Origin of the sequence: Paenibacillus spiritus, assembly GCF_008710135.1 — a bacterium.
Lineage (GTDB): Bacteria > Bacillota > Bacilli > Paenibacillales > Paenibacillaceae > Paenibacillus_AQ > Paenibacillus_AQ glufosinatiresistens.
This window is the reverse complement of record NZ_VYKK01000027.1, coordinates 1-19,382: the sequence shown is the minus strand read 5'-3', so window position 1 is coordinate 19,382 and position 19,382 is coordinate 1. Positions and strand designations below refer to the sequence as shown.

At 54.2% G+C, this 19,382-nt stretch carries 19 protein-coding genes; 3 read left to right on the top strand and 16 right to left on the bottom strand.

Going from position 1 to position 19,382, the window contains the following annotated elements:
- Window positions 1-46 precede the first annotated feature (46 nt).
- The 10 genes from F4V43_RS16620 to F4V43_RS16575 form a co-directional block, all read right to left on the bottom strand.
- Entirely contained in the window at window positions 47-700 is a 654-nt protein-coding gene (locus F4V43_RS16620; protein ID WP_150459380.1) for a response regulator, read from the bottom strand.
- Window positions 697-1,761, bottom strand: coding sequence for an ATP-binding protein (locus F4V43_RS16615; RefSeq protein ID WP_223879935.1), 1,065 nt, complete (start codon window positions 1,759-1,761; stop codon window positions 697-699). Before F4V43_RS16615 ends, F4V43_RS16620 begins: the two co-directional genes overlap by 4 nt.
- A complete protein-coding gene (locus tag F4V43_RS16610) occupies window positions 1,758-2,216 on the bottom strand; it encodes a GAF domain-containing protein (protein WP_150459378.1) in 459 nt (152 codons plus the stop codon). Before F4V43_RS16610 ends, F4V43_RS16615 begins: the two co-directional genes overlap by 4 nt.
- Window positions 2,217-2,415: 199 nt before the next feature.
- Entirely contained in the window at window positions 2,416-2,910 is a 495-nt protein-coding gene (locus F4V43_RS16605; RefSeq protein WP_191089621.1) for a hypothetical protein, read from the bottom strand.
- Between the two features lie 44 nt (window positions 2,911-2,954).
- Complete coding sequence (locus tag F4V43_RS16600; RefSeq protein WP_150459377.1) at window positions 2,955-3,875, bottom strand: ABC transporter ATP-binding protein; 921 nt, start codon at window positions 3,873-3,875, stop codon at window positions 2,955-2,957.
- Window positions 3,859-4,905 carry an ABC transporter ATP-binding protein gene (locus F4V43_RS16595; protein ID WP_150459376.1) on the bottom strand — a complete coding sequence of 349 codons (1,047 nt, stop codon included), beginning with the start codon at window positions 4,903-4,905 and terminating at the stop codon, window positions 3,859-3,861. The genes F4V43_RS16600 and F4V43_RS16595 overlap by 17 nt, the downstream gene beginning before the upstream one ends.
- Window positions 4,906-4,919: 14 nt before the next feature.
- Complete coding sequence (locus F4V43_RS16590; protein ID WP_150459375.1) at window positions 4,920-5,765, bottom strand: ABC transporter permease; 846 nt, start codon at window positions 5,763-5,765, stop codon at window positions 4,920-4,922.
- 7 nt (window positions 5,766-5,772) lie between these two features.
- Entirely contained in the window at window positions 5,773-6,723 is a 951-nt protein-coding gene (locus tag F4V43_RS16585; RefSeq protein WP_150459374.1) for an ABC transporter permease, read from the bottom strand.
- A 102-nt stretch (window positions 6,724-6,825) separates the two neighbouring features.
- On the bottom strand, window positions 6,826-8,427 hold the full coding sequence (locus F4V43_RS16580; RefSeq protein ID WP_150459409.1) for an ABC transporter substrate-binding protein: 1,602 nt from the start codon (window positions 8,425-8,427) through the stop codon (window positions 6,826-6,828).
- 233 nt (window positions 8,428-8,660) lie between these two features.
- Window positions 8,661-10,355 carry a glutamine--tRNA ligase/YqeY domain fusion protein gene (locus F4V43_RS16575; RefSeq protein WP_150459373.1) on the bottom strand — a complete coding sequence of 565 codons (1,695 nt, stop codon included), beginning with the start codon at window positions 10,353-10,355 and terminating at the stop codon, window positions 8,661-8,663.
- A gap of 199 nt (window positions 10,356-10,554) precedes the next feature.
- Between F4V43_RS16575 and F4V43_RS16570 the strand changes: the two genes are divergently transcribed.
- Together F4V43_RS16570 and F4V43_RS16565 are read left to right on the top strand one after the other, a co-directional pair.
- Window positions 10,555-10,806, top strand: coding sequence for a DUF2164 domain-containing protein (locus tag F4V43_RS16570; RefSeq protein WP_150459372.1), 252 nt, complete (start codon window positions 10,555-10,557; stop codon window positions 10,804-10,806).
- Between the two features lie 12 nt (window positions 10,807-10,818).
- On the top strand, window positions 10,819-11,367 hold the full coding sequence (locus F4V43_RS16565) for a GNAT family N-acetyltransferase (RefSeq protein ID WP_150459371.1): 549 nt from the start codon (window positions 10,819-10,821) through the stop codon (window positions 11,365-11,367).
- Window positions 11,368-11,409: 42 nt separating this feature from the next.
- Here the strand turns inward: F4V43_RS16565 and F4V43_RS16560 are convergent, their stop codons facing one another.
- Window positions 11,410-12,234, bottom strand: a complete 825-nt coding sequence (locus F4V43_RS16560; RefSeq protein WP_150459370.1) for an AraC family transcriptional regulator — start codon at window positions 12,232-12,234, stop codon at window positions 11,410-11,412.
- Window positions 12,235-12,965: 731 nt separating this feature from the next.
- On the opposite strand from F4V43_RS16560, the gene F4V43_RS16555 reads away from it, so the two are divergent.
- Window positions 12,966-13,790, top strand: a complete 825-nt coding sequence (locus F4V43_RS16555) for a carbonic anhydrase (RefSeq protein ID WP_150459369.1) — start codon at window positions 12,966-12,968, stop codon at window positions 13,788-13,790.
- Between the two features lie 1,104 nt (window positions 13,791-14,894).
- Here the strand turns inward: F4V43_RS16555 and F4V43_RS16550 are convergent.
- The 5 genes from F4V43_RS16550 to F4V43_RS19775 form a co-directional block, all read right to left on the bottom strand.
- Window positions 14,895-15,506 (bottom strand): hypothetical protein, encoded by a 612-nt coding sequence (locus F4V43_RS16550; RefSeq protein ID WP_150459368.1) that lies wholly within the window; start codon window positions 15,504-15,506, stop codon window positions 14,895-14,897.
- A complete protein-coding gene (locus F4V43_RS16545) occupies window positions 15,499-16,692 on the bottom strand; it encodes an RHS repeat domain-containing protein (RefSeq protein ID WP_150459367.1) in 1,194 nt (397 codons plus the stop codon). Before F4V43_RS16545 ends, F4V43_RS16550 begins: the two co-directional genes overlap by 8 nt.
- Before the next feature lie 214 nt (window positions 16,693-16,906).
- The gene (locus F4V43_RS16540; RefSeq protein WP_150459366.1) at window positions 16,907-17,761 is read right to left on the bottom strand and encodes an ankyrin repeat domain-containing protein; all 855 of its coding nucleotides are present in this window, start codon (window positions 17,759-17,761) and stop codon (window positions 16,907-16,909) included.
- A gap of 533 nt (window positions 17,762-18,294) precedes the next feature.
- The gene (locus F4V43_RS16535) at window positions 18,295-18,561 is read right to left on the bottom strand and encodes a hypothetical protein (RefSeq protein ID WP_150459365.1); all 267 of its coding nucleotides are present in this window, start codon (window positions 18,559-18,561) and stop codon (window positions 18,295-18,297) included.
- Window positions 18,562-18,935: 374 nt separating this feature from the next.
- Window positions 18,936-19,382, bottom strand: a 447-nt coding sequence (locus F4V43_RS19775) for a hypothetical protein (RefSeq protein WP_223879934.1), incomplete at its 5' end; no start/stop codon positions are given.

Below are 19,382 nucleotides of genomic sequence, written 5' to 3'. Positions count from 1 at the left end.
CACAATATCCATAAATTTGTTGCAGAATGTACAAATCCGTTCTCCGTCAGCGGTCCAGCAGCTTCTTCTTGAGCGCATACTCGACGAGCTCCGGACGGCTTTTGAGATTCAGCTTGCCCATGATCTTGGCTTTGTGGGCCTCTACCGTCTTGACGGAAATGAACAGCTTCTCGGCGATCTCCTTGTTGCCGTAGCCCTTGGCAATCAGCGGCAGAACCTCCAGCTCCCGCACCGACAGCTGCTCGAACGTATCATCCCCGGCGCTTCCGGAAGTCTCGGTCCGGCTGAACAGCTCGCGCACCAGTGAATTGGCCATCTTCGGATGGATGTAGGTGCCGCCTTCGTAGATGGTCCGGATCGCGAGCAGCAACTCCTCGTCGGGCGCACTCTTGAGCACATAGCCGGACGCTCCGTTCTTGAGCACATGGAACAGGTATTCCTCATCATCGTGCATGGTGAGTATCAGAATCCGGGTCTCGGGAAAATCGGCCTTGATCTTCCCTGTCGCCACCAGCCCGCTCTCGCCGGGCGGCATGCTGACATCCATTACCAGGATGTCGGGGCGCAGCTTCGCCACAGCCGCATAGGCTTCGGCTCCGTCCGCCGCCGTCCCGATCACTTCCATATCGGGCTGAAAGTTCAGAATCATTGTAAATCCGCTCCGCACAATGGCGTGGTCATCCGCGATTACAATCTTCATAGGCAATCTCCGGCGGCCGGAACTTCGGCTGTAATCGTCGTTCCGCCCCCTTGGCGCGAATCCAGGGTGAAGCTGCCGCCGACCAGCTCCGTCCGCTCGCGCATGCCGTACAGGCCAAGCCCCGTCCCCGACGGCTCCGCGCCGGGAGTCATGCCCGCCCCGTCATCGGAGACCGTGAGCCGAAGACGTCCTTCGTTCTCGGTCAGCGTGACGCGCACCTCGTCGACCTGCGCATACTTCATCGCGTTCAGCACCGCTTCCTGGCAGACGCGGTAGATCACGGTCTCGATCTCGCTCGGGTACCGGCGGCAAGGCAGCTCGGAGACGAATTCGACGCCGAAGCCGTAATTCTCTTCCAGACGCTTGAAGTGCGAGCGGAAGGCCGCCTCCAGGCCGAAGTCATCCAGCGTTGCGGGGCGAAGCTCCACCGACAAGTTCCGGATATCTCCGAGCAGACGGGTGAGGACGGCCTTCGTCTGCTGCATTTTGCCGATCAGACTCTGGTCCTGGGTCATATATTTCAGCACACGCAGATCGACCATCGCGCTCATCAGTTCCTGGGCGACGCTGTCGTGCAGCTCCCGGGAAATCCGGCGGCGCTCGTTCTCCTGGGCCTCCAGCACATGCTTGATCATTTTGTTCCGGTAATACGTCTCCTGCGCCTGATACTGCCGGGTCTGGTTGCGCAGCATGAAGGCCCGGATGCCCCGTTCAGGATCTATCAGCTGAAAGGAAGCCGTATACGGCTCGGGACCTTTCCCCCCGGTCTCCAGGAACACCTGGAAAGAACTGAAGTTCGACGTATCCGGCGCGTTCAGGTAGCAATCGGCGCAGGTGCGCAGCTCGGTCTCGCTCGTATAGCCCCGGCAAGCTTCGCAGATGGCCCGCTCCTGAAGCCGGTGAAGCTCCTGCGTTACCGCAGGTCCCATGATTTCCTCCGCGGCCCGGTTCATCGCCACAATTCCGCCCGAGCCGTCAACCAGTATGATCGCTTCCCGGCTGTTCGCGAACAGCAGGCCCGTCAGCCGGTTCAGCGTATCCGCATCCACCTTGGCCGTCAATTGGACATCCATTCCTTTCCGTTGAAGTCTCCGATACCTTTCTTGGCCCATTTCAGCATTTCCTCCAGATGGCTCTCGGTGACCCGCTCAGGTTCGCGGAAGCCGCCCAGCAGGACGCCCGCCACGCGGGCGTCGTTCCACAGCGGGACGGCCGCCAGGCTCTTGAGCTTCTCCAGATTGATGATGGGATAGTGGAACAGGTTCTCGTCGCTGATCGCCTCCTGCACGGACGGCAGCCACATCGGCTTGCCCGTCTTGAAGACGATGCCCGCCACTCCCTTGCCGGTCTGCAGTACGATTCGCCGATAGCGTTCATTGAGATTGCCGGCGGCATATCTCCATTTAATGACGAACTGCTCCTCGGCGGGCTCCGGAAGCGCAATCGCCATGAAATCATATCCGAGCGCGCCCCGCAGATGCTCAAGCTCGCGCTGTAAATCCGCCTCTTTATCCATTTCCATAGTCTCCCTGTCCATTAACGTTCTTGTCTTCAAGGATATAACGTACGGGAAATCATTTCAATGAACGAAGACCTCCAGATGTATTTCCCTCTATACAAATATACCCCCTGTCCGCCTGATGAGCCGTTGCCGGCTCGGCTTCCAAGGGGTATCCTTATCGCTTTTGGTTCCACCGAATATTTCGTTTATCCGGTTACTCCGGCCGCTCCGGGACAATTGTCACCTCGACCGCTTCCTCCGTAGCCGCTCCGGCCTTTAGGCCGCTGTCCATCCGCCAGCCCGGAGAGAGAACCTCCTCCAGCCGCTGCGCCTGGGCGGCGGTCAGCCGGGCCCGGACCGCTTCCTTGCCTTCTTCAAGCTCCAGTTCCGGCTCCCGGCCGAGCGCTACCTGAATCCAGCTGCGGATGCCCCGGATCGTGTTGTACTTGATGCGGTAGCCCGAGACGACCGCCCGGCGGTACGCCTCCGGATTCTCGGCTTCCAGCTCCGTCAGCCGCCGGTAGTCGAACTCGAACTCGCTGTCGTCTGCGGGAAGATTTCCTTCGCGCACCCGCGCAATCAGCTCTTCGCTGCTCCAGCCCCGGCTGCGCAACGACTCCAGCAGCAGCGCGTCCCACTGCGACAGCTTGACCGGGCCCTCCGTCCCGGCAGCCGCTCCGCTTCTTCCGTTCCCGATGCTCTCCGTCATTCTCTTCTCCTCCTTCGCGGCAGGCCGCCGCCGATTCTCTTGCCTTATTGGCGGTAGTCCGCCACCCAATGGCCCGGCGCAACCTCGCGAAGCTCGCCGCCCTCTCCCGCCTCGAACCGCAGCGCGCGGCGGTCGAACAGCACCCGCTCGCCGCTGCCGGTCGGATCGGGCTCCAGCATGGACGACAGCAGCGCCCGCGTATACGGATGCTGCGGATTGTCGTACAGCTCATCGCTGTCCGCCACCTCGACCAGCCGGCCCGCATACATGACGCCGATCCGGTCCGAAATATGCCGGACCATCGACAGATCATGCGCGATGAACAGGTAGGTCAGGCCAAGCTCTTGCTGGAGATCCTCCAGCATGTTGACGACCTGGGCCTGCACGGATACGTCGAGCGCCGAGATCGGCTCGTCGCAGACGACGAACTCCGGCCGCACCGACAGGGCGCGGGCAATCGAGATGCGCTGCCGCTGGCCGCCGCTGAATTCATGCGGATACCGGTACAGATGCTCGCTCTTGAGGCCGACCTTCTCCAGCAGCGCCACCACTTCCTCCCGGCTCTTGCCGGGCCGGTACAGGCCGTGAATCTTCATCGGCTCCGCGATCAGCTCCAGCACATTCAGCCCGGGGTTCAGCGACGAATACGGATCCTGAAAAATCGACTGAATCCGCCGCCGGAACGGCTTCAGCGCCTTCTCTCCCAGCCCGCCGATGGGCTGGCCGCCGAACCGCACCTCGCCTGCGGTGTAATCGTACAGCCGCAGCAGGCAGCGGCCGACCGTTGACTTGCCGCTCCCCGACTCTCCGACCAGCCCGAACGTCTCGCCGCGCCGGATCTGGAAGCTGACGCCGTCGACCGCCTTCAGCACGCTCTCCCGGCGGCCGAAGAGTCCGCGCTCGGCAACAAAATGCTTCTTCAACCCGCTGACGTCCACCAGCACTTCTTTATTCCCGGTTGCCATCGGCCGCACGCTCCTTATCTGTCGTAGCCGCCGTCCCGCTCTTCGCTTGGACACCGGCGGCCATCTCCTCGGCCAGCCAGCAGGCGGAGCGGTGTCCCTCGCCCAGCTCAAACGCCGGCGGACGCTCCACGCAGCGCGCGAACGCATGCGGACAGCGGTCCCGGAACGGACAGCCCGGCGGCGGGTTCAGCAGCTCGGGCGGCGAGCCTTCAATCGGCGTCAGCCGCTCCCGCCCTTCCGCCCCCCGCTTGGGCAGCGAACGCAGCAGTCCGAGCGTATACGGATGCTGCGGGCGGCGGAAGATATCCTCTACGCTGCCTTCTTCCATAATCAGTCCGCCGTACATCACGATCACGCGCGTGCACACCTGCGCCACCACGCCGAGATCATGGGTAATGAGCGCAACGGCGGTTCGGGAATTCTCCCGGAGATCCTTGAACAGCTCCAGAATCTGCGCCTGAATCGTCACATCGAGCGCGGTCGTCGGTTCATCGGCAATCAGCAGCTCCGGCGAACAGGATAGGGCCATCGCAATCACGACCCGCTGGCGCATGCCGCCGCTGAATTCATGCGGATACTGGCGCAGCCGTTCGCGCGGGTTCGTAATGCCGACATCGGCCAGCAGCCGGACCGCTTCCTCGGCCGCCTCCGCCTTCGACAAGCCGCGGTGGCGCCGGATCACTTCCGTGATCTGGTCCCCGATCCGGCGAAGCGGATTGAGCGAAGTCATCGGGTCCTGAAAAATCATGGCGATCCGGTTCCCCCGAATCCGCCGCCATTCCCTCTCCGGCAGCTCCAGCAGATTGCGGCCGCGGTACTTTACCGTGCCGGAGGCAATCCGGCCGGGAGGCTGGATCAGCGCCATAATCGACTTGGCGGTCACGCTTTTGCCGCTGCCGGATTCGCCGACGATGCCGAGAGTCTCGCCTTCTTCCATATGAAAGCTGACTCCCCGCACCGCCTCGTTCTCTCCATCCCGCGTCCGGAAGGAGACCTTCAGATCGTCTACGGACAGCAAAGGCTCAGTCATCTTGCGTCTCCTCCTTATCGCTTCAGCAGCTTCGGCTCGAAGCCGACCCGCAGAATATCGCCCAGCACATTGAAGCAGAGCACCGTCAACAGAATCAGCAGCCCCGGGAACACCGCCAGATACGGCGCCTGGGCCATCGAGCCCTGCGCGCTGTTGAGCATGCTGCCCCAGGTCGCATTCGGCGGCTGGATGCCGAAGCCCAGGAAGCTGAGCGACGACTCCATCAGAATCGCCGAGGCGATGCTGTTGGTCGCGCCGACAATGATCGTCGGGATCAGTCCGGGAAGAATATGCTTCACTATGATGCCCGGCGTGTTCTGGCCGGAGGCCTTGGCGTAGAGCGCATATTCGCGCTCCTTCAGCGTCATCGTCTCGGCGCGGACGACCCGGGCGATGTTCATCCACATCAGAAAAGCAATAATCAGAATCAGGCTGATTACGTTCGGCTTCAGAAAGACGCTGAGCAGCAGCAGAATCAGGAACGACGGGATAGACAGAATAATATCCAGCATCCGCATCAGCACCGAATCCACCCAGCCTCCGAAATAGCCGCTGATCACCCCGACCGTCACGCCGATCAGCGAGGCGACCAGCATGGCGGAGAAGCCGACGAGCAGCGAGATTCGTCCGCCGTACAGCGCCCGGGCAAGATAATCGCGCCCGTATTCATCCGTTCCGAACCAATGGTCCGCTCCCGGCGGCTGCAGCCGGTCCATCACATTCATTTGATTGGGGTCATACGGCGAGAGAAAGGCCAGCAGCGCGCCCAGCACCAGCACGCCGAGCAGCGCAAGGGCCGCAATGCCCCAGCGGCTCTCCCGCAGCTCCCGTCCGATATTTGTCCAGATTCTTCGGTTCATACAGGGGTCACCTCGATCCTTTAATGCGCGGGTCCACGATGGTATAGAGAATATCCGCAGCCAGGTTGCCCAGAATCAGGAGCAGCGAGGACAGCAGGGTAATTCCCATAATCAGCGGGTAATCCATGCCCTTCACCGCCGTCATTCCGAGCGAGCCGATGCCCGGCCAGGAGAAGACCGTCTCGGTGACGATTGCGCCGGCGACCAGATCCCCCATCGACATGCCGAGCAGCGTAATGATCGGCAGCATCACATGCTTCAATACATGCCGGAACAGCACGATGCGCCGGGCGGAGCCGAACGCATACTGAAGCTGCACATAGTCTTCCCGAAGCTGCCCGATGGTGCTGGAGCGGATGTAGCGGACATAGACCGCGAAGAAACCGAAAGCCAGCGTCAGGCAGGGCAGCAGACCGTGCTTCAGCACATCCGCCGCCGAGCTGACGCCGATTGTCCGCATGCCCATGCTGGGCAGCCAGTGCAGATGGATGGCGAACAGATAGATCATCAGAATCGCCAGCCAAAAGACGGGAATGGAGATTCCCACATAGGCGACCGCATTGACCGCCCGGTCCAGCCAGCGCCCCCGGTTCGCACCTGCAAGCAGGCCGAACGGGAGGGCAAGCAGCACGCCGATCCCGATGGCGCTCCCCATCAGGCCCGCGGTAGCCGGCAGCCGGTCCAGAATCTGATCCAGCACCGGCTGATGGTTAACCAGCGAATAGCCGAAGTTGCCCTGGACGACTTCCTTCAGCCAATTGAAATATTGAATATAGGCAGGTTGATCGAGGCCCAGGTTGTGGCGGATGCGCTCAATATCCTCGGCATGCATGTTCGGCGTCACAAACGACAGCACCGGGTCGCCCGGTCCGAGCTTGATCATCGCAAAACATACCACCGAGACAAAGAACAGCATCGGCACGGTCTGCAGCAGTCTTCCCACGATTCTTCGTCCCATGTCTAGATTCCGTCCCCTCCGGGCCCATACGGCCAAAAAAATAAACCGGGCTCACCGGCTGAGCCGGGAACCCGCTTATTCTTGGACGCGTAGGGATACGCGTTATTTCTGATAGATTTTCGACAGATCCTCGAAGATGACAACCGGCTTCAGCACGGCTTCGTCGATGCCGCCGAACTGCTTCGATACCGCTACGATCGTCTTCGTGTAGGCAATCGGATAGATCGGCGCGTCTTCGGCAATCTGCACCTGGGCTTTCTTGTAGATCTCGCCGCGCTTGGCCGGGTCTACTTCGCCTGCACCCTGCTCGAACAGCTGATCGACTGCCGGGTTGTTGTAGTGCGAGTAGTTCGAGCTTCCGCCTGAAGCGAACAGAATGCGGTACGGGTCCGGATCGTATCCCATAATATACCCGGTCAGCACGAGTTCGTAATCAGCGGCCTTCAGATCGTTGAACTTCTGGACGAAGGCGCTGGAATCCATGCTCTGGAGTTCCACCTCGATGCCTACAGCCTTCAGCTTCTGCTGCACATACAGAGAGACGGCTTCCTGCACCTTGTTGCCGCTCTGTACGATGAAGCGGAGCTTCAGATTCTTCACGCCCGCGGCATCCAGCATTTCCTTGGCCTTGGCGGTATCATTGTCGAAGGTCGGAACGTCATTGGTGAAGAACAGCGCGTCCGGCGTCAGGAACGACTTGGCCGGATCGGCGTAATCGCCGGAAGTATAGGCGGTCTGAATGATCTCATCGCGGCTCAGCGCGTAAGAGAGGGCCTGGCGGACTTCCTTCTTGCCGAGTACGCCGGTGTCGCTGTTCTCGTTGAACATCAGGTAGGACAGGCGTCCTTCGCTGTACGGCAGAATGTCGAAGTTGCCGGTCGCTTCAATCGTCGAGATATCCTGCGGGTCGAGATACTTCACATTGATCTCGCCGTTCTGCAGCGCCAGATTGGCTGCGTTCGTATCCTTGGCGATCCGGTACGTGACGGAATCCAGATGCGGTTTGCCGCCGAAGTAGTTGTCAAAACGCTCCAGCGTCAGGTACTCGCCGGTCTTGTATTCCTTGAATTTGAACGGGCCGGAGCCGACCGGAGCCGCGTTCTTGCCGCTCTTCTCAATATCCGTCTCGTTCTGGAAGATATGCTTCGGAATCGGGGAGACCTGCACCAGGGCGGCTTCGAACGCCGGACTGGCCTGCGGAAGCTTGAACTCCACGGTCAGATCGTCCACCTTAACGGCTTCGACCGGCTTGCCGCCGACGACGAAGCTCTCGCGCAGGAAGCTGTTCTGCTTCTCGTCGAGAATTTTCTCGATTGTGAAGACGACGTCGTCGGCCGTCAGCTTCTCGCCGTCATGCCAGGTCAGTCCGTCTCTGAGCTTCAGGGTATACGTCAGATTATCTGCGGAAGGCGTCAGGCTCTCCGCCAGATAGAACGTCTTCTTGCCGTTATTGACTTGGAACAGCGGCGCGAACAGCGCCTGGTCAATCGTCAGGCTGACGCGGTCCCCGGCATAGTTGGGATTGAGGATCACCGGGTCGGCCGCTACGCCGATAATCAGGCTGCCGCCGTCTTTGGGTGTGCCTTCGCCGGACGGAGCCGCCGAGGAGGCCGGAGCCTGGCTGGAGGAAGCGTCGCCCTTCGAAGACGAAGCGTTGTTGTTGCCGTTCGAGCAGGCTGTAACCAGCAGCACCAACAGCAGCATGCCGATAAAGCCGATACGATAGTTCTTCAAATGATTTCGCCCCTTCTGTCTATAGTCCTGATCTAAAGTCCTGATCTAATATTCTTAATTATATATAAGATTACTTGGTATTTCAACACTTTCGACAAAACGACCGTCTTTCACCTGTCGAAAGACGGCGAAAGACGGTCCTATAGTCCCACGGCTGCTCCGAAGGAAGAATCGGCAAGCCCTGCCCGAAGCAGGGGACTTGCCTACCCTTCCTTCGGCGGCTGGTAGGAGCTCTTCAGTCTCACAATCAGGTTGAACACCGGCTCGCCCGGCTTGGAGTAGCGGCTGTCTACATTAAAGTAGCCGTGGCGGAAGAATTGGAACTTGTCCTGCGGCGCGCTGTCCTTGAGTCCCGGCTCGACGAAGCCGTGCAGAATCTCCAGCGAATTCGGATTCAGCTTGTCCAGGAAAGTCTTCTCCGGCTTGTCTTCCCCTTCCGCTTCCGCCGCTTCGCCCTCTAGCTCTTCGTCCAGAATCAGCGGCTCGTACAGGCGGAACTCGGCAGGGGCGGCGTGGGAGGCTTCGACCCAATGCAGCGTGCCTTTTACCTTCCGGGTGCTCGTCTTCGTGTCCGGATCATAGGTGCAGCGCAGCTCCACCACTTCGCCGTTCTCATCCTTGATAACCTCGTTGCAGGTAATGAAGTACGCATACTTCAGCCGCACCTCGTTGCCCGGGAACAGGCGGAAGAATTTCTTCGGCGGGTTCTCCATGAAGTCGTCCCGTTCAATATAGATCTCCCGGGAGAATGGAATCTTCCGCACGCCCATCTCTTCATTCTCGATATTGTTCTCGGCTTCCAGCCACTCGGTCTGGCCCTCCGGGTAGTTGGTGATGACCACCTTCAGCGGCCGGAGAACGGCCATCGTGCGCGGCGCCTTCAGCTTCAGATCCTCGCGGATAAAATGCTCCAGCATCCCGAGGTCCACAAGCCCCTGGCTCTTGGAAATCCCGGTCTCGTAGACGAAGCTGCGGATCGCCTCCGGCGTATAGCCCCGGCGGCGCAGACCCGAGATCGTCGGCATCCGCGGGTCGTCCCAGCCGTCCACATGCCCTTCGTCCACCAGCAGCTTCAGCTTGCGCTTGCTGGTGACGGTCTGGGCCAAGTTCAGACGGCCGAATTCATATTGGCGCGGCTCGGCCTCCATCTCGCATTCCGCCACCACCCAGTCATAGAACGGCCGCTGGTCCTCGAACTCCAGCGAACAGAGGGAGTGGGTCACATGCTCGATCGCATCCTCCAGCGGATGGGCGAAGGCATACATCGGGTAGATGCACCAGGCGTCGCCGGTATTATGATGATGGGCATGGGCAATCCGGTAGATCACCGGGTCGCGCAGATTGATGTTCGGCGAAGCCATGTCGATCTTGGCGCGCAGCACCTTCTCCCCGTCGCCGAATTCTCCGGCCCGCATACGGCGGAACAGGTCGAGATTCTCTTCTACGCTGCGGTTCCGGTACGGGCTATCCTTGCCCGGCTCGGTCAGCGTGCCGCGCAGGGCGCGGATCTCGTCCGGAGTCGAATCATCGACGTAGGCTTTGCCCTTCTGGATCAACAATTCCGCCCGTTGGTACATCTCCTCAAAATAGTCCGAAGCGAACCGCAGATTCTTCCACTCGTAGCCCAGCCATTTCACGTCTTCCTGGATGGACTGCACGTATTCCGTATCTTCCTTGAGCGGATTCGTATCGTCAAAGCGCAGATTGGTCTCGCCGCCGAACTCGTCGGCCAGGGTGAAGTTAATCCAGATCGCCTTGGCATGGCCGATATGAAGATAGCCGTTGGGCTCCGGCGGAAAACGGGTGACGACGCCGTTCACTTTTCCCGACTTCAAGTCCTCGGAAATAATCGTTTTGATGAAATTGGAGGGGGTCGTACGGTTCTCCACTGCAATCAACCTTTCACTCGGTAATGTATCTTTTTAATATACCCGTTAAGACCCGATTGTTCAATAAAACGCCGCGGGAGCTGCGGAATCCGGCTTTCCGGCTGCCGCCCCTTCTGCGCTTCCCCTTTGACGAATCCGCCGCCTTGCGTTAGCATACGGTGAAGACAATGATTTCTATTCATCATCACGGGAGCGGAGGATTTCTTCTATGAAAGCAATGAAATTGCCGAAAGAGCGGCGCGAAGCCCTCGTATCGGAATTCCAGGCCTATTTCGAGCTGGAACGCGGGGAGGCCATCGGCGAGCTGGCCGCAAGCAATCTGCTGGACTTCTGCCTGGAGCATCTTGGCCCGGTCGTCTACAACCAGGCGCTGGCCGACTGCCGTCTGCTGGCCGCCCAGCGGATGCAGGGGTTAGAGGAAGACATTTACGCGCTGGAGTGGAGAGCTCGGCGCAAATAAGGAGAGTGGCGCATGTTTCAGTACAACATTGACGACGAGCTGGTGCTGAAGCCGCTGGCCCCCGAGCATGTCCGCCCCATGTTTCTTCAGGTGGAGCGCTCCCGGGCCCGGCTTCGCCGGTGGCTGCCCTGGGTCGATGATGTGACCGAGCAGAGCCATCTGGCCTCTTTTATCAGCAAGTCGGTGAAGCAGGCGGCGGACAACGGCGCTTTTACGGCCGGACTGTGGGTACGGGAGGAGTTCGCCGGCGTCATCGGCTTCCACGGGGTCGACTGGCATAACCGCTCGGTCGGCATCGGCTACTGGCTCGGAGAAGGCTATGAGGGCCGGGGCTATATGACCGCCGCCTGCCGGGTGTTCGTGGATTACGCCTTGCTGGAGATGGAGCTGAACCGGGTTGAGATCCGGTGCGCCACCGGGAACCGGAGCAGCCGGGCGATCCCGGAACGGCTCGGATTTGTGCTGGAAGGTGTGATCCGGGAAGCGGAGAAGCTGCCGGACGGCTATGTGCACCATGCCGTCTACGGCCTGCTGCGCAGCGAATGGAAGCTGCTCGGCTAACCGCAAGAGCAGCAGCAAGAGCCGCCGGGCTGGCCCGGGCGGCTATTCGCGGTTGAGGATACGCCGGGAGAAGGCGCCGCGGAATTCGGACGGCGTGAGTCCGGCGTTTTTTTTGAACGCCTTCATGAAATGATGGGCGTCGCTGTAATGCAGCCGGGCCGCAATCTCGCCGATGCTCGCGTTGGTGTCGGTCAGCAGATGCTTCGCGGCTTCCATCCGCTGCTGGATAATGTACCGCTTGAGCGGCACGCCGGCCAGCCCGGCGAACAGCTCCGACAAATATTTGCTGTTGTACCCGAAGTGGCGGGCCACCTCGGATACGCGGATATTCTCCGTCCGGCGGTAGCTGATATAATCCTGAATATCATAGAAGAGCTGCTCCTGCCGCGGCCTCGGCCGGGCCCCGCCCGGCTCGCTTCGCGTCTGGTTGTACAGCTCGCACAGAATCGCCGACGCCATATAATTGTTGAGATGCTTCTCATTATAAGAGCGGACCGAGTCCTGAAGCTGCTTCATCATGACCGTGAGCTTGTCGGGGCTGACCAGCAGCTTCTTCTCAGGGATGGCGATGCGTTCCCCGGAATCGCCCGCCTGTTCCCCCTCCAGAAAATGAAGCCAGTAGAAGGCGCACTTGGAGGTCCGCCAGCCATACTGCTCCGTCTTCGGCGGCAGCAGCAGATACTCCCCTCTCTCAACCGTATGCCGTTCCCCGTCCGCCCCGATATAAAGCGTTCCTTCCGTCACCACAATCAGCTCGTAGTCGGTCATTACCCGGCTAAGATGCATCCAGTCCTCCGAAGAAGCTTCGAACTTGCCTGTCATCACGAGCCGGACGGGACCATGAACCGGGATCGTATATCCTTTCATCACGCACCGCCATTCCAACGGTTGTCCACCTTAAGGGGACGAACCTTCCTGTCCTTCAAATTAGCACAGAGGCGGGGGAAAGTCCAAGGCTTCGGGGGAGCGGGGGCAGCCGGGCGGGCGCGGGTTGCCAAGGGCCGCGCGGGAGCCGGGCTGGGTTATAGCCCGGGCGGCTGACGCAGGCGAGACAGGCGATACGGCCAGGTAGCCGCGCGGGAGCCGGGCGGCGCGGACAATCGGGCGAGGCGGCAATGCGGGCAATCAAGGCGAGTCGGGCGACACTGCTGGGCCGCGCGGAGATAGCGGAACGAGGCCAGGTATAGCCGAACGGTCCGCCTTCCGGACCCAGGAGCCCTTATTGGCCGCAAATCCCCGAATTATTTTAGCAAAACGGACCTAGGGGCCCTTATTACACAGTTCCATCCCCGTAGAAAGCGCTTCCAGATAAGAATAAGGTCTCTAGTGTCCGATAGACCGGACAAATCCAGTGAAATCTCTATAATAGAGTCATCTGAGTCCGCCCCATCGCCGCGATGATTGAAGTCTAGTATCCGTTATGTTGTTCCCCGCCATCATTACCGTTTACTACTCTCTGTGCCTCTGTCGTACCTCTGCCTATGTAGAGATGTCGATATTCCAATGTATAAAATAAGTCTCTCTTCCCTTGTTCCTTTATTTCCCAAATAGTAGAATGAATCCATTCATATAAATACATATTTGGAAGAAGGATGCAAATGCGTACTCAGCTGTTATACTCGCGTCTCCTGCTGTCTGCCCTCATGCTCGGCGGGCTGCTCTCCGGCTGCTCAGATGAAGAAGATTCTGCACCAGCCGTTACCTCCGGGGCCCAAGCCCAGGCGGAGGCTCATCCGGTTCACTGGTCCTATGAAGGAGATACTTCACCGCAGCATTGGGGCGAGCTTGAAGAAGACTTCAAGACCTGTGAACTGGGCAAAGAGCAATCGCCTATCAACATCAAGCCCAGCGAAGCTACAATAAACAAGAAGCTCCATCCCGTTGAGGTGAAGTACTCGCCTTCGGAGGTCTCCCTGGTTAACAACGGCCACACGGTTCAAGTAAGCGTGAAGGGAACCGGCAACACCCTGACTCTGGAGGGGAAGACTTACACGTTGAAGCAGTTCCACTTCCATCTGCCCAGTGAGCATGAAGTGGATGGGAAGCACGCAGAGATGGAGCTGCACTTCGTTCATCAGAGCGAAGACGGTAAGCTGGCCGTTCTTGGCGTTCTGATTAAAGGGGGGGCCGAGAACAAGGAACTGAACAAGCTCTGGTCCCGTCTTCCCCAGAAAGAGAGCAAGGACCCCACCGTGATCGACGGAACATTTGATCTAAAAGCGCTGCTGCCGGCAGACCTTCACTCCTACCGCTATCACGGTTCCCTGACCACACCTCCATGCAGCGAAGGCGTCCAATGGACCGTCCTGCAGCAGCCCATCACCTGGTCCGAAGAACAGATCGGCGCTTTTCGCCATCTATTTCCCCATGACAACCGTCCGGTACAGCCGCTGGAGAGCCGAACCCTGGAGAAGGAAGGCTAATTCCGTTGGCTTGCCTGTAAAAAGATAGGGAGCAAACTCTCCAACCTCTACACCGGAAGCAGCAGAAAGGTTGGAGAGAACACCCGGAACTTTGTGACAAACACTTTGCGGAAACTTTTACAGGTAATAGTTAGGTTCTCTGGACTAACCCTTGATTGAAAAATCAGGTATGCAGAAAGGCTCGTTGCAGAATACTAGGCAGGCCAAAACTCTACCTTGCTCGTTCACGTTCTCTGCGAGATTGATAAAAGGCAATCCCCCACACGACAACTAATAAGGGTATAAAAACATACCCGGGCAGACTCACACGGTCTCCGGTAATTAGAGAAACAATCAGCATGACCACAAAAATCCCAATTGTATATAACATTCCCCAACCAAAAGTTCTCATGTTACCCCATCCCTTCGTTTTAATTGATCCCTACTCAGTTGATAACTTTGAAAATAGAGCGAAATATCTTCCACCCCCAGCCTCTGTACCCTACGAGTTAAGATAAAAATCCGGTATTCCAAAGACTAGAATGTACGCGCCCATTAGGATCAAGACAACACCAATTATTCGCCCTACGGTTAACGAAAATTTCTCACTGTATGTTTTCTTTTCAACTCCAGTAAACTTTTTAAAGATGAACGTGATCTCCCTTTTTCTCAAAAACCAAACGCCGTTGGCGATAAAAAAGGCGCCAACTATTAACCGCAAAATGATAAAAATAAAAATCACCCCTTTACGGTACGTGGATCACCACCAGTCAAGTTAGAGCGTATAAGATCCTTCCCTGGTTATAATCCACATCTCTTTTTCCATAAAAGCAACCATATTGGAATACAAAATGACCTTTTCCTTATTAAAAGATTTATACTGGGTTGCTTGCCAATACACCAATACCAGGTTCCCGATTACCAAGAGATAAATCCAAGTAGCTATTTTAAAATGATTTTACTTGTGCAGACATGCCGATTAATTCTCCTTTCGCTGTCATGCTGGTCATTTTATCAAGCCCCCTCCGGCTTGTCCGGTTAGCAAAAAACCTTGAGGGGCACGAAGCCAATCAAGGTTATATAAAATTGTTCGGAAGATATAAAAGAGATGTATAAGTTAAACAATCATGTAATATCAATAGGGAATTCACCAGCATACTTCCACAATTTATATATTGTGAATTCCTCTGCTTCGAACCTACTTGCCTCGTCCTTAATAATAAGTTCATTTCTCCTTTCAATAAAATTAGTTAACTCTTCCTCAGAATTAATCAATCCATACGCATTTAAATCAATATCTCGTAATTCAGGTATCCTTTTTGTATATAAATCACTAAATACACACGAATAAAAACTTCCTCCCGAATAAGCGTAATCAAAACCAATAAAAATTAAGTTGCCATTTGCCCGACTCTCTATATCCATGTGAAAAGTTGGTATCGTTTTGTTTGTTTTACAAAGTAAAACCAAAGGCTGAAGATTGGCTTGTAAATATGCATTTACATACCTATTCGCAAAATTAATATCGGCACTCGCTTCTACAATATCATCACCAGACCATGAAATATTAATATTTTTAGAACAAAAATTATTAAGAAACTTTCCCTCATTAGGATCTATTCCTTCTGTATCTTCATCAATGTTCCAACAGTCACCCTCCACGCCCAAATACTTTTCATGTATTTTATCAATAGTCCTAATTATTAATCCATTTGAATATAGCTCGATTTTACTCAAAGCATACCCTCCTAAAGTTTGTATGGTACATGTTCATTGTAAATATGGGTATGATCTTGATAATTTCCACCAGGGAAGTGTTTTCCGCTTCCCGAATAAGCTTGATGATGTTGAGGAACACCATATTCGTTAGCCCATTCATCAAGAACTTTCGCTTCTTGCTCGGAGATTGGGTTTCCTTTTTTGCTTCTTTAACAGATTCTTTAGCTAAATCATGTAAAGCCTGTTGATCTCCTGTTCTTCGTAGAGGATTATTACCCGTCCCCTCAGCCGCCTTAGCAGCGCTGCTCGCAATATCCGTGCCATCATCCGCCTTGCTAAGCGCTTTGCCTGCCCGGACTGCCGAGCTTGCACTGGGCACAAATGGCACCAATGCCGAGGCCGCATCCAGGGCAACGTATCCTGCATTTCCCCAGCTTGGGTCTTTTGCTAATTTATAGGTGTCATAGATTAAAGAACCAACGTCCAGAAGCGTGTCCAAAATATGCCCACTCGGGTCCACATAAATCAGCGGGTTATTCATCACATAGATATACGGGTTCTGGCTGTCCGGGTGATTAATCCGGCCTTCCCATGTATCTTCGGTAATGAACCGACCGATACTCGGATCGTACCACCGGGCCCGCAGGTTCTGCAAGTTGGTGTCTTTGTCCCAGTATTCGCCTGAGTAGCGGAAAATGTTCCCGAACGACTCCGCTTCCTCCGTCACCTTCGGGTTGCCCCAGATGTCGTAATCGTACGTGTTCAGCAGGGTCCCGTCCAGCTTGTAAAGGTTCACCACATCGCCGTGGCCGTTCAGCAAGTAATAACCGACCGTGCCCGCCTGGTTCTTCATGTTGATGAGCTGGTAGCCCCGGACATAGCGGTCCTTGAACGTTACAGTGCTGCCGGAGACGCCCGCGTCGGCGATGATGTTCTGACCGTCGTAGTAGTAGCGCGTCGTCTGCCCTCCGCTGGTCTTCTCCCGCATCAGGCCGTCGCCATCGTACTTGTAGCTGGTCACAGCGCCGTTGCGCATAACGGTCTGCAGCTGGTTGGCCTTGTCGTATGTGTAATCTACCGTATACGTGTATTGGTTCAGCACCGCAGTGCCCTTCATGTGCTTGATCCCGGTGAGTCGCCCGAACCCGTCATCGTACTGATAGTCGGTGACCAGATCGTTGCCGTAAGTGACCTTGTCCAGCATTTCGCCCGGGTGGTAGGTGTGCTGGGCCTCGACGACTTCAGAGGCGGTGCTACCTTGCGCAGCGTCGAATCCCGGTTGTACTATAATGATGGTACCCGTCTCCTCATAGTTTATTGTTAATAAAAAAGCCCTGCTAATATAGAGCAGGACCCCGGATTAGTATTTTTAACTACTTTGATCGATCACTTTCTTTAGGATATTTCTCTTACCGCAATTAATCCTCCAGCTCATCCTCTTGTATATACAGGTAATCTTTGGCCTTTAAATTTCGTTGATCCTTTATAGAAGAATCTGCTCCACGATCAAGAAGATAATGATACAGCTCCAAATATTTATGGAAAGCTGCTATATGTAAAGAAGTCCTGCCATCACTGCCTTGGTCATTTATATTTGCTCCATTGTCCAGAAGAAGTTGTACCGCACCGAATTGATCATACGCTGTAGCTATCAGTAAAGAGGTAGAATTAGACGATGCTTCACAAATCATATGAATATTAGCTTTATAGAGTAGTAAGAGCTTAATCATATCTAAATATCCATTACTCGAGGCCATGTACAATGCAAAAAATCCCTCAGAATCCTTTATATTAGGGTCAGCCCCGTATTTTAATAACAGTTCTACGGTTTTAGTGTGATTTTGTTGGACAGCCCAGTGAAGTGGCGTAAACCCATTTCCTTCATCGTCTTTTTCGTTAACGCATAACCCCATGGAGACCAATAACTCTACAAGCTCGTTATTCCCATGAGCTGCCGCTGCATGAAGATAGGTATAACCGTGTCGATTGCTTTTTACATTTGTTCCAGGAGATATAAGGAGCAGCTTTGCTATTTCAGTATTGTTTTTATGAATGGCTCTTTCTATAGCTGTATACTCTTCGTTATCACGTAGATTTGTATCTATGTTCTCATGAATAAGCCACCTCACCATAGAGAATTTCTCTTCTAAAACAGCAACATGCAGCAAGGTTCTATTTTTAGAATCTCTTTCTTTCATACTCCCTTCGTGTAAATGAACAAAATTTATCAAATCAGATAAATCTCCGTTTTTTATAAGATTAAATGGATTCATTATTCTCACCCTTTTAGAAGGTTAAAAGAGCAAAGAACAAGCATAGTTGTTCTTTGCTCACTTAGGTCTTAAATTTTATCTTCTACTCTTTGGATAGGCAAATCTTCAAAGACCTTTTTCTTACTGAACACGGTGTCCAACCTCACTTATTCGATTTCTTCCTGTTTTCCTTTCAAGAGAGGACGTGTGCATTTGAATTGCTGTTACTGCCACCTTTATTTTTGGGGTTAATGTGGTCTATTTGCACTTCATTAGGTGATGACTTAACACCCTTTTGAGTTTGGGTGTAGGACGTTGTTTTTTTAATCTATGACACCTGTAAATTTGCAAAATTAAAAATTGTATAGAAGCGCCGATAGCATAAGTACAGCGGTAGCACCACCCAATATTCGTACGATAATAACTCCACTTTTATCTAAATTATTTCCTAAAAGCCCTTTTCTAGATGGATATATTAAACTCTTCAACCCAATTAAAAGAATAATAATTTCAATTAAAACTAACCAAATATCATTCATTTCCTCACCTTACTTTCAACTATTATTCATATTAGATTGAATAAGTTCTCGAAGATGCTTTTGATTTTTTAGCAATGTTGGAAGTCTAACTTCTGTTCCCTCCCTAGTTATAATATTCATTTCTTCTTCTCTAAAAGAAGCTATATGTGAATATAAAATAACCTCTTTCTTTCTATAAGATTTGTACTCTAACCTATCGTTATAAACTTTAATTTCGATGGTTTTTTGCCAGAAAACAAGTAAACTGGCTAGCCCTAGTGGCATTATCATTAGTACTTTCATTAAAAGCGGAGACTCCGTTTGATTAGAGAAAAAAAGTAAGATTAGCGCTAATAGAAAGTTGCCAATTACCAGAACATAAATCCACCTAGTTATTTTAAAAGACATTTAAGCATCACACTCTTCTTTTATAAAATATATACAAATACGTACAGATCATGAATTTTAAAGTTTCTCTACCGCTATATATTGCGGTCTAATGCTTTATCAAAGAGTTTTTAATCAGAAAAAGAAATATGATAATCCGTACTGGGACGATGGCTATACTATATAGGAACTTAAGTAGCTTCAAATAGACAATTAAACTTTGCCTAAATATTTAAAAAATGCCCAAGTATACTAGTAAATCTTTACTCGGGCATTTCTCGACTTACTTTTTAATTGTATGTTTCATATAGATCTTTTAAAAGCCCAAAGGTGTCGCCTAGGCCTGCTGTTGCTCCCCCACTGGCACCTTCGAGTAAGGCCTCTTTTTGACTAACCTTTCCTGATGAAAGATATTGTTCTGTTACACTTCCTAAGTATCCTCCAAGTGCTCCCCCTTCTACCGGCCTTCCAAGGCCAGCCCCTAATCCAGATATTGCACCATCAACCATCCCTCCTGCTATTGCTGCCCCAACATTCTCACCTTTTATCGCTGCTTTAACTCCATTAACAACAGCTCCATATAGCGCTCCTCCGGCAGCTGCAGCCAAAGCAGCAGGATTTTGTCCACTAGAATCGATATACCTCAGCGGATTATTCACCACATACACATACGGATTCTGACTATCCGGATGGTTTATCCGGCCTTCCCAGGTATCTTCCGTAATAAACCGTCCTGT

Bases quoted from the DNA above. Each gene is read 5' to 3' on its own strand.
- F4V43_RS16620 (WP_150459380.1), bottom strand. From the start codon at position 700: ATGAAGATTGTAATCGCGGATGACCACGCCATTGTGCGGAGCGGATTT.
- F4V43_RS16610 (WP_150459378.1), bottom strand. From the start codon at position 2,216: ATGGATAAAGAGGCGGATTTACAGCGCGAGCTTGAGCATCTGCGGGGC.
- F4V43_RS16605 (WP_191089621.1), bottom strand. From the start codon at position 2,910: ATGACGGAGAGCATCGGGAACGGAAGAAGCGGAGCGGCTGCCGGGACG.
- F4V43_RS16600 (WP_150459377.1), bottom strand. From the start codon at position 3,875: ATGGCAACCGGGAATAAAGAAGTGCTGGTGGACGTCAGCGGGTTGAAG.
- F4V43_RS16595 (WP_150459376.1), bottom strand. From the start codon at position 4,905: ATGACTGAGCCTTTGCTGTCCGTAGACGATCTGAAGGTCTCCTTCCGG.
- F4V43_RS16590 (WP_150459375.1), bottom strand. From the start codon at position 5,765: ATGAACCGAAGAATCTGGACAAATATCGGACGGGAGCTGCGGGAGAGC.
- F4V43_RS16585 (WP_150459374.1), bottom strand. From the start codon at position 6,723: ATGGGACGAAGAATCGTGGGAAGACTGCTGCAGACCGTGCCGATGCTG.
- F4V43_RS16580 (WP_150459409.1), bottom strand. From the start codon at position 8,427: ATGCTGCTGTTGGTGCTGCTGGTTACAGCCTGCTCGAACGGCAACAAC.
- F4V43_RS16570 (WP_150459372.1), top strand. From the start codon at position 10,555: ATGAAAGCAATGAAATTGCCGAAAGAGCGGCGCGAAGCCCTCGTATCG.
- F4V43_RS16565 (WP_150459371.1), top strand. From the start codon at position 10,819: ATGTTTCAGTACAACATTGACGACGAGCTGGTGCTGAAGCCGCTGGCC.
- F4V43_RS16560 (WP_150459370.1), bottom strand. From the start codon at position 12,234: ATGAAAGGATATACGATCCCGGTTCATGGTCCCGTCCGGCTCGTGATG.
- F4V43_RS16555 (WP_150459369.1), top strand. From the start codon at position 12,966: ATGCGTACTCAGCTGTTATACTCGCGTCTCCTGCTGTCTGCCCTCATG.
- F4V43_RS16545 (WP_150459367.1), bottom strand. From the start codon at position 16,692: ATGCTGGACAAGGTCACTTACGGCAACGATCTGGTCACCGACTATCAG.
- F4V43_RS16540 (WP_150459366.1), bottom strand. From the start codon at position 17,761: ATGAATCCATTTAATCTTATAAAAAACGGAGATTTATCTGATTTGATA.
- F4V43_RS16535 (WP_150459365.1), bottom strand. From the start codon at position 18,561: ATGAAAGTACTAATGATAATGCCACTAGGGCTAGCCAGTTTACTTGTT.